This window comes from Leptolyngbya sp. FACHB-711, assembly GCF_014695615.1.
In the GTDB taxonomy this organism is placed as follows: Bacteria; Cyanobacteriota; Cyanobacteriia; order Elainellales; family Elainellaceae; genus Leptolyngbya_A.
Window position 1 is genome coordinate 1 of the sequence record NZ_JACJOR010000308.1, and the last position, 8,072, is coordinate 8,072.

Below are 8,072 nucleotides of genomic sequence, written 5' to 3' on the forward strand. Positions count from 1 at the left end.
AATCCCAACGCATAATTTATCTCCGCAATTCAGCAGGGCAACCACAACCAATCGGTTCAATCAAAATTTACTATAGGTAAAAGAAAAATTTGATTAAACCTATTGTGCGATCGTCCAACGCGGAAGAAATCTATATCAGGAAGCAAAATTAGGCGGAGTGTGTCCTTCTAGAAGGGTGTTTTGTGGGGCTGCCAGGGAATTATGTGGATGCTAGGGAACAACGACCGCTCTTAGCCTGCTAATTCTGAGCTTTGTTTCAGTCCTTGCAGTTCCTTAACTCCCCCAACTTTTAACCTGCCGCTCTAAAAGAGCAAGAGGGGACCTTGAACAGGTTTAGTTTCCTGGAGGCTATGGGTGGTTCGTCAGGTACGACTGAGCAAACTCGATTACCACCCTGGGGAAACTGCTTCACATCGCTTGTTTCTACACCGTAGCTAACCCTATCAAAACACCCCCAAACTCCTACAGAAACGCGCTCCGACCCGCAAACCGGGCAGATTTACCAAGCTGACGCTCAATACGAAGCAGTTGATTGAACTTGGCGACGCGCTCACTACGGCAGCCCGACCCAGTTTTGATCTGTCCTGACGTGGTTGCCACTGCCAGGTCTGCGATCGTCGTATCTTCGCTTTCGCCGGAGCGGTGAGAGACAAAGCACTTGTATTTGTTTTGCTTGGCAAGCTCGATCGTGTCCAGGGTTTCGGTGAGCGTGCCGATCTGGTTTAACTTGATCAGGATTGCGTTGGCAACGCCTTTGTCAATTCCTTCTTTCAAAATGCTGGCATTGGTGCAGAACAGGTCATCGCCGACAAGTTCAACCCGATCACCGATTGTCTCGGTCAGCATTTTCCAGCCATTCCAGTCGTTTTCGCCCATGCCGTCTTCCAGTGAGACGATCGGATACTGGGTTGCCCAGGAGTGCCAGAGCTGCACCATTTCCTCGGAGGTTTTGGCGGGCGCGTTGGACTTAAAAAAGACATATTTGCCGTCCTGCCACATTTCGCTGGAGGCGGGATCAAGACAAATCGAGATGTCGTCTCCGGGTTTGTAGCCTGCTTTTTCGATCGCCTGCAAAATCACCTCGATCGCTTCCTCGTTGGATTTCAGGTCAGGAGCAAATCCGCCTTCGTCGCCGATCCCAGTGCTGTAGCCCTTGCCCTTTAGGAGCGATCGCAGCGCATGAAAAGTTTCTACACCCATGCGGATTGCCTCGGTAAAGGAAGGAGCATTGTGCGGCGCGATCATGAATTCCTGAAAGTCCACCGTGTTATCTGCGTGTTTGCCGCCGTTGATCACGTTCAGGCAGGGCACGGGCAGCACGCAAGCATTGGTTCCCCCCAGGTAGCGATAAAGGGGCAGACCCAGCGAAGTTGCCGCCGCCCTGGCCACCGCTAGGGACACTGCCAGAATTGCGTTTGCCCCTAAAACGGATTTATTAGGTGTGCCGTCTAGCTCTAGCATTGACAGATCGATCGATCGCTGATCGGTCACCTCCATGCCTTCCAGTTCGGGGGCAATTTTGTCGTTCACGTTTGCCACGGCAGTGAGAACCCCCTTGCCGCCATATCGCTTAGGATCGCCATCGCGCAATTCGACTGCTTCTTTTTCACCCGTAGACGCGCCAGACGGAACGATCGCCGTTCCCACTGTCATTTCATCTTCGAGCAGCACGGTTGCTTCTACCGTAGGATTTCCCCGCGAGTCCAGGACTTCAGCCGCATTGATGGCAAGAATCTGCATTGAGTTGATGCTCCTTCCAAGGAAAATAGTGAGGTTCGATCGAAGCCAGATCAAAATTTATCCAAAAATGGCACTTGCGCCAATCATAGAAACTGCTGAGAGCATGGCTTCGGCATCTTGAAGGTCAGAAATCATGACAGAGAGGTGCAGAGAATTTTACCCGAACTTTGCACTCTGTTCTGCATCGTATCTAACGGACGACCCAAAGACGAAGGGCGTAAAAAATGGCTGCGATCGATGAAGCGATGAATTTGTATTGTCAAACCTTGTACTATGTACTATCAAACTTTGTCCTGTCAAACCAGAATCGATCGTAGAACTGATTTGAGCTGGGATCAGGATTGATTGGAATTTTTTAACCTGCTTTTGATAATTCAATCAGTAAGTCAATCAGGTCGGAGTTGGGAAAATCCTGATTGTGGCCTGAACTGTCCCTTCGCTTTCCCATTCTGGCTGGGTGTCCCTCTAAATTTTCTCAGCGGTGTTTAAAGCTTTGAGTTCCCATCACTGTTTTAGCCTCTGCTGGATCACGCTGATTCGATGCAAGCTCTCATTAAGGGGGATAAGACCCTGGTTTTGTCCCACTCTGTCAGTACGATCGCGAAATATCCGGCATAAGAGCAGAGGTTTAATAGCAAATCCAATCTTCTGATAGACGTTCTCCTGTTCATATCACCGTCGAGAGTGAGAGGTTAATCAACCTGTAGCCTTCTAGGATTAATACACTCTTTTTCTGTGGAGATCAGGCATGAAGGTTCCACCCGAAATTACTTACCGTGACGTTGAAAAAACCGATGCAGTTCAAACCCTCGTGGAGGAGAAACTTGCCAAGCTAGAACGGATGTGCGATTACATCAATGGCTGCCACATCGCGATTGAAAAAATCAACGATCGTCCCCGCAGTGGCTCTCCCTATCGCGTTCGGATCGATCTGACAATTCCGCCGAATCATGAACTAGTGGCAGATTGCCATCCGAGCGAAGAAAACCAGTACGTCAAGCTAGATGCTGTGATTCGAGATGCATTTAGCAAAATGGAAACTCAAATTCGCAAGCTCACCAAACAACAGCGCGAACATGAGCAATCAAAAGACCATAATGATGCAACTGAAGTCACGGCTTTGGTGACAAAAGTATTTCACGAAGACGGCTACGGCTTTATTAAAGATCTGACTGGTGCAGAAGAAGTTTATTTCCATCGCAACAGTGTTCTGCATGATGATTTCGATCGTATTCAGATCGGAACCGGAGTGAGATATAGCGCGACCGATGGCGACAAGGGCTTGCAGGCAACGAGCGTTCAAATTGTCGATAAACCCGGAGCAAGAGCAGGTAAGGCTGAAGAGCAGCTTGTCGAACCGCCGCTCGGCTGGCAGTCTTAATGTTCAGGAACGCTTAAACCATTCACTTTTAATTTGATTAGGGGGAAACCCCTTTTTTTATTGAAATTCAGTCTTGCTAAACAATCTGAATGGGCGGGGTGATTCGATCGCCGTTTGCACTTTGAAAACTCCTTCTGATTGGATGTGACCAAGCAGAATACCCTTCAAAACGACGCGATCGATTAAACATCAAATTACTAATTGAACACTATCTTTCAGCAGAGGATAAACCGCTTTCCAGCTCATTAGGCTCTATCTGCCTGGGCTTGCAGCAGTTTTGTTTAGACCAAACTAATTTGAGTTGGTTGCTTCAGCCTGAGCAAATTTAATCTGAACCCTATATCAGCGATTATGCAGCCGGAGATCTCGATCGCTGGCTCGCCAATGCCGGATTTGAATCTGTTCCAACTCACCCAATTTGGCGGATGCAGCAAGTATCTCGCGACGTTAAATTACATCACTAATAGTGCACCTATTTCTACAAATTTCTACAAACAAGAAAGACGATGAACCCTGAATCAATTAATTCCCCTTCTACCGAGCAACAGGATTCAGCCGAAGTGCGGCAGCAGGTGGGTGAGGTGAGTCAGCAGTCTGACAACCAGCCTCATCAGTCTGATATTGTCAATCCAGCGGAGGATCTGGTGTACAAAGGCGGCTATACAGTAGACCCAGTGACGCTATTGGGAAATCCTGCCGTTGCTCCCCAAACGCTAAGCGACGCGCGTGACTTGCGCCCTGATATTTTTCAGGAGGCAGAAGAAAGTACGCCAGGCGAACAGTAAATTGAATGGGCGACTCACCCTCGCCCGCTCAGAGCGTACTTTAGACAAATTCAGATTTGAAAGAAATCAGAGTGCTGCATTCGCTCCCCAATCTCCTATTTGTAGGAGAACCTATTTTGTGGGAGGGACTCATCATTCTTCATCATACTAACTGGTTAAACGCCCTTCTAAAACGGAATAACCGCATTTCAATTGGTTTCTGATCAATTTACAATTTGCCGCTTTACATTAACCTGTTCCTGAAGTTGCTTCATTCGATCGCGAGTTACTCGTTCCATACAGCGATACAACACCGTCGGATACATCGAGCCCCCTTCATTGGCTTTTGCTTCGAGGTGGCACTCTGCCGTACGAAACTCAACCCATTCTTTTTGAGCGGTTTCAAGCTGAGATCGGGCGTTGTCACTCATTTGCCCCTGCATTTGCTGGTACATTGCTTGCAGTTCGCGATCGGCGTTTTCATAACCTTGCGCTGCGCACTGATTCATTTCCTGCTGCGTTTGCGGGTTACTGCAATCGATCGCGCCTGAACGAGGATTAGACTGACTGGAAGAATTTGCGGAATTGGCTTGCATAAAAGTTGAAAGTTGTTAGAAGTTGAAGGATGAATTGGGATTATTGCCGAAGTTAAAATTCTAAGAAGTTCAAAGATGAATAGAAATTTTAAATTAATCGCGTTGATAAGGGCGAATATCGATCGAATATCTTCAACTGAATGTCCTCAGCATAGAAAATCCTGAAACTTTTTCCCTCTCTCGATCGCCACATTTATTCGATCGCGTCTCCTGATCTTCGACGGGCGGAAACCTGTCTCAGGAATGGCTGAAAGTTATCGTTACAATAAAAACAGTTGCCTCGTCTTACCAGTCATGACTCAACCGACCCGCATTTGCATTCTAGGAGGGGGCTTTGGCGGACTCTACACCGCGCTGCGCCTGAGCCAGTTGCCCTGGAATCCGTCTGAGAAGCCGGAAATTGTTCTGATTGATCAGCGCGATCGATTTTTGTTTTCGCCGTTGCTCTACGAACTGTTAACAGGCGAACTGCAAACCTGGGAAATCGCGCCGCCTTACAGTGAACTGTTGGCAAATACAGGCATTCGCTTTCTGCAAGAAGCCGTGGCAGGGGTAGATGTTGAGGCGAAACAGGTTCAGCTTCAAGATGCGGCAGCGTTGTCCTACGATTATTTGGTGCTGGCGATGGGCGGTGAAACGCCGCTTGATCTGGCTCCGGGCGTGGCAGAATCTGCCATTCCGTTTCGGACGCTGGCGGATGTCTATCGGTTGGAAGAACGGCTGCGATCGCTTGAAGAGTCAGACAGAGAAAAAATTCGGGTGGCGATCGTGGGAGGCGGCTATGCAGGGGTGGAGCTTGCCTGCAAACTGGCGGAACGCTTGGGCGATCGGGGACGACTGCGGCTGATCGAAGCGACCGAGCAGATTCTCAAAACCTCGCCGGAATATAACCGGGAAATGGCGCAAAAGGCACTCAGCGATCGCAAGGTCTGGATCGACCTGGAAACACAGGTGAAATCAATTTCTGCGGAGTCGATCGTGCTGGACTATCGCGGACAAACGGATGATTTGCCCGTGGACGTGGTGCTTTGGACGGTGGGAACTCGGGTTAGCGACGTGGTGCAAAATTTGCCGCTCAAGCACAATGAGCGCGGGCTGCTTGTGGTGAATGCTCAGTTGCAATCGATCGACCATTCTGAGATTTTCGCATTGGGCGACTCGGTGGAATGTCGAGATGCTGAGGGTCAGCTTGTTCCCGGTACGGCTCAGGCAGCGTTTCAGCAGGCAGAATGTGCTGGATGGAATGTTTGGGCAAGTATCACCGGACGACCGCTGCTGCCCTTCCGCTATCAGGCACTCGGCGAAATGATGACCCTGGGCAAGGATGACGCAACGCTGACCGGGTTAGGAATTCGACTGAATGGTCCCTTTGCCTACATTGCCCGGCGGCTAGTCTACCTCTACCGGATGCCAACGCTCGATCACCAGCTCAAAGTCGGGTTAAACTGGATTGCCCAACCGCTGCGGCAATTGCTGTTGCCCTGATTTCTCATGCCTTCCTCACTGCCTTCTCGGTTAACTCTGGAACCTCGTCCGCAAGTCATTTTTCTGGATGCTGTCGGAACGCTGTTCGGGGTGCGGGGCAGTGTGGGCGAAATCTATGGATCGATCGCCCGTTCGTTTGGCGTAGCCACTGATGCCGCTCTGTTGAATCAGGCATTTTTTCAGAGCTTTAAGGCGGCTTCGCGGATGGCGTTTCCGGGAGTTCCCCCAGCGCAGATTCCTCAAAAAGAGTATGCCTGGTGGGAGTCGATCGCCTATCAGGCTTTTGCTCAGGTAGGGGCGATCGAGCAGTTTACCAACTTCCAGGAATTCTTCTCAGTCCTGTACAACTACTTTAAGACCGCCGAGCCCTGGTTTGTTTATGACGAGGTGCGGCAGGCTCTCGACTACTGGCAGCGGGAAGGCATAACGCTGGGCGTCCTGTCTAATTTTGATTCGCGCCTGTATCCGGTGCTGGATGTTCTTGGACTAGCGGATTACTTTGCCTCGGTTACGATCTCAACTGAAGTGGGGGCCGCCAAGCCAGAAGTGGCTGTATTTCAAGCTGCGCTTGCCAAACATGGAGTTTCAGCTGATCGCGCCTGGCATATTGGCGATAGCTTCCAAGAAGATTATGAAGGCGCAAAAAAAGCGGGAATTCGGGCATTTTGGCTGAAGCGTGATTAGCCACAAAGTTTGCTCATAAAGTTTGCTCATAAAGTTTGCTCATCGAGTCAAGATGTGTTTTAGCTCACCACCCGATCGTCCCCGATCTATGGCACTCTGGACTTAGACAACTCCGCATCCTTTGACTTGAAATAAAAGCTTTAAATAAATAAGGTATGCAAACGCTTCCTAATCCGGTTGCTTCTAATTCTTCCGCTTCGTCGATTTGTCTCTCTACCGACGGCACGATTCGGCGACGCAAAACCCGCGCAGTTCCTGTTGGCAGCATCACGATCGGCGGCGGGAATCCGGTTGCGGTGCAGTCAATGATCAACGAAGACACCCTGGATATCGAGGGGTCGGTGGCGGCAATCCGGCGACTGCACGAGATCGGCTGTGAGATTGTGCGCGTCACTGTGCCCAGTATGGCTCACGCCAAAGCGATGGAAGAGATTCGCAGCAAGCTGTTTGCCTCTTACCAGCCTGTGCCCTTAGTGGCGGACGTGCATCACAACGGACTCAAGATTGCCCTGGAAGCCGCAAAGCATGTGGATAATGTGCGGATTAATCCGGGTTTGTATGTGTTTGAGAAACCTCGGCTCGATCGCACCGAATACACCAAAACCGAATTTGATGAGATTGGCGATCGAATTCGCGAAACGCTGGAACCGCTGGTGATCAGCCTGCGCGAGCAAAACAAATCGATGCGGATCGGGGTCAACCACGGGTCGCTGGCAGAGCGAATGCTGTTTACCTACGGCGACACGCCTGAGGGCATGGTGGAATCCGCGCTAGAGTTTATTCGGATCTGCGAATCGCTGGATTTTTACAATATTGAGATTTCTCTGAAAGCCTCGAAAGTGCCCGTGATGATTGCGGCAAATCGGCTCATGGTGCAGCGCATGGATGAACTGGGTATGGATTACCCCCTGCATCTGGGCGTTACGGAAGCGGGCGACGGTGAATACGGACGCATCAAATCCACAGCGGGGATCGGCACGCTCCTGGCAGAAGGCATTGGCGATACGATCCGGGTGTCGCTGACCGAAGCTCCCGAAAAGGAAATTCCGGTATGCTACAGCATTCTGCAAGCCCTGGGGCTGCGACGCACGATGGTGGAGTATGTTGCCTGCCCGTCTTGTGGTCGCACGCTGTTTAACCTGGAAGAAGTGCTGCACAAAGTCCGAGAAGCCACTAATCACCTGACTGGACTCAATATTGCCGTCATGGGCTGCATTGTCAACGGTCCTGGCGAAATGGCAGATGCGGACTACGGCTATGTGGGTAAACAGGCAGGCTACATTGCCCTGTATCGCGGACGCGAAGAAATCAAGCGAGTCCCTGAAGAGCAGGGGGTCGAAGAGCTGATTAATTTGATTAAGGCAGATGGCTGCTGGGTTGATCCCTAGCTCTCTTTTGGGGCTCACCAAGCCGAGAATCAAT

Annotated in this window: 7 protein-coding genes; 5 read left to right on the forward strand and 2 right to left on the reverse strand. The window is 50.4% G+C overall.

Annotation, left to right across the window (positions count from 1 at the left end):
* Nucleotides 1-462 precede the first annotated feature (462 nt).
* A complete protein-coding gene (eno, locus tag H6F80_RS12380; RefSeq protein WP_190791854.1) occupies nt 463-1,740 on the reverse strand; it encodes a phosphopyruvate hydratase in 1,278 nt (425 codons plus the stop codon).
* A 748-nt stretch (nt 1,741-2,488) separates the two neighbouring features.
* Here eno and H6F80_RS12385 point away from each other — a divergent pair.
* Together H6F80_RS12385 and H6F80_RS12390 are read left to right on the forward strand one after the other, a co-directional pair.
* Nucleotides 2,489-3,121 carry an HPF/RaiA family ribosome-associated protein gene (locus tag H6F80_RS12385; RefSeq protein WP_190791855.1) on the forward strand — a complete coding sequence of 211 codons (633 nt, stop codon included), beginning with the start codon at nt 2,489-2,491 and terminating at the stop codon, nt 3,119-3,121.
* Nucleotides 3,122-3,627: 506 nt separating this feature from the next.
* The gene (locus H6F80_RS12390) at nt 3,628-3,906 is read left to right on the forward strand and encodes a hypothetical protein (protein ID WP_190791856.1); all 279 of its coding nucleotides are present in this window, start codon (nt 3,628-3,630) and stop codon (nt 3,904-3,906) included.
* A 203-nt stretch (nt 3,907-4,109) separates the two neighbouring features.
* Here the strand turns inward: H6F80_RS12390 and H6F80_RS12395 are convergent, their stop codons facing one another.
* Nucleotides 4,110-4,481 (reverse strand): lysozyme inhibitor LprI family protein, encoded by a 372-nt coding sequence (locus H6F80_RS12395; RefSeq protein WP_190791857.1) that lies wholly within the window; start codon nt 4,479-4,481, stop codon nt 4,110-4,112.
* Nucleotides 4,482-4,775: 294 nt separating this feature from the next.
* On the opposite strand from H6F80_RS12395, the gene H6F80_RS12400 reads away from it, so the two are divergent.
* The 3 genes from H6F80_RS12400 (at nt 4,776) to ispG (ending at nt 8,038) form a co-directional block, all read left to right on the forward strand.
* Complete coding sequence (locus tag H6F80_RS12400; protein WP_190791858.1) at nt 4,776-5,966, forward strand: NAD(P)/FAD-dependent oxidoreductase; 1,191 nt, start codon at nt 4,776-4,778, stop codon at nt 5,964-5,966.
* Nucleotides 5,967-5,972: 6 nt separating this feature from the next.
* Nucleotides 5,973-6,650, forward strand: coding sequence for an HAD-IA family hydrolase (locus tag H6F80_RS12405; RefSeq protein ID WP_190791859.1), 678 nt, complete (start codon nt 5,973-5,975; stop codon nt 6,648-6,650).
* Between the two features lie 155 nt (nt 6,651-6,805).
* On the forward strand, nt 6,806-8,038 hold the full coding sequence (gene ispG, locus H6F80_RS12410) for a (E)-4-hydroxy-3-methylbut-2-enyl-diphosphate synthase (protein WP_190791860.1): 1,233 nt from the start codon (nt 6,806-6,808) through the stop codon (nt 8,036-8,038).
* The last annotated feature ends 34 nt before the right edge of the window (nt 8,039-8,072 follow it).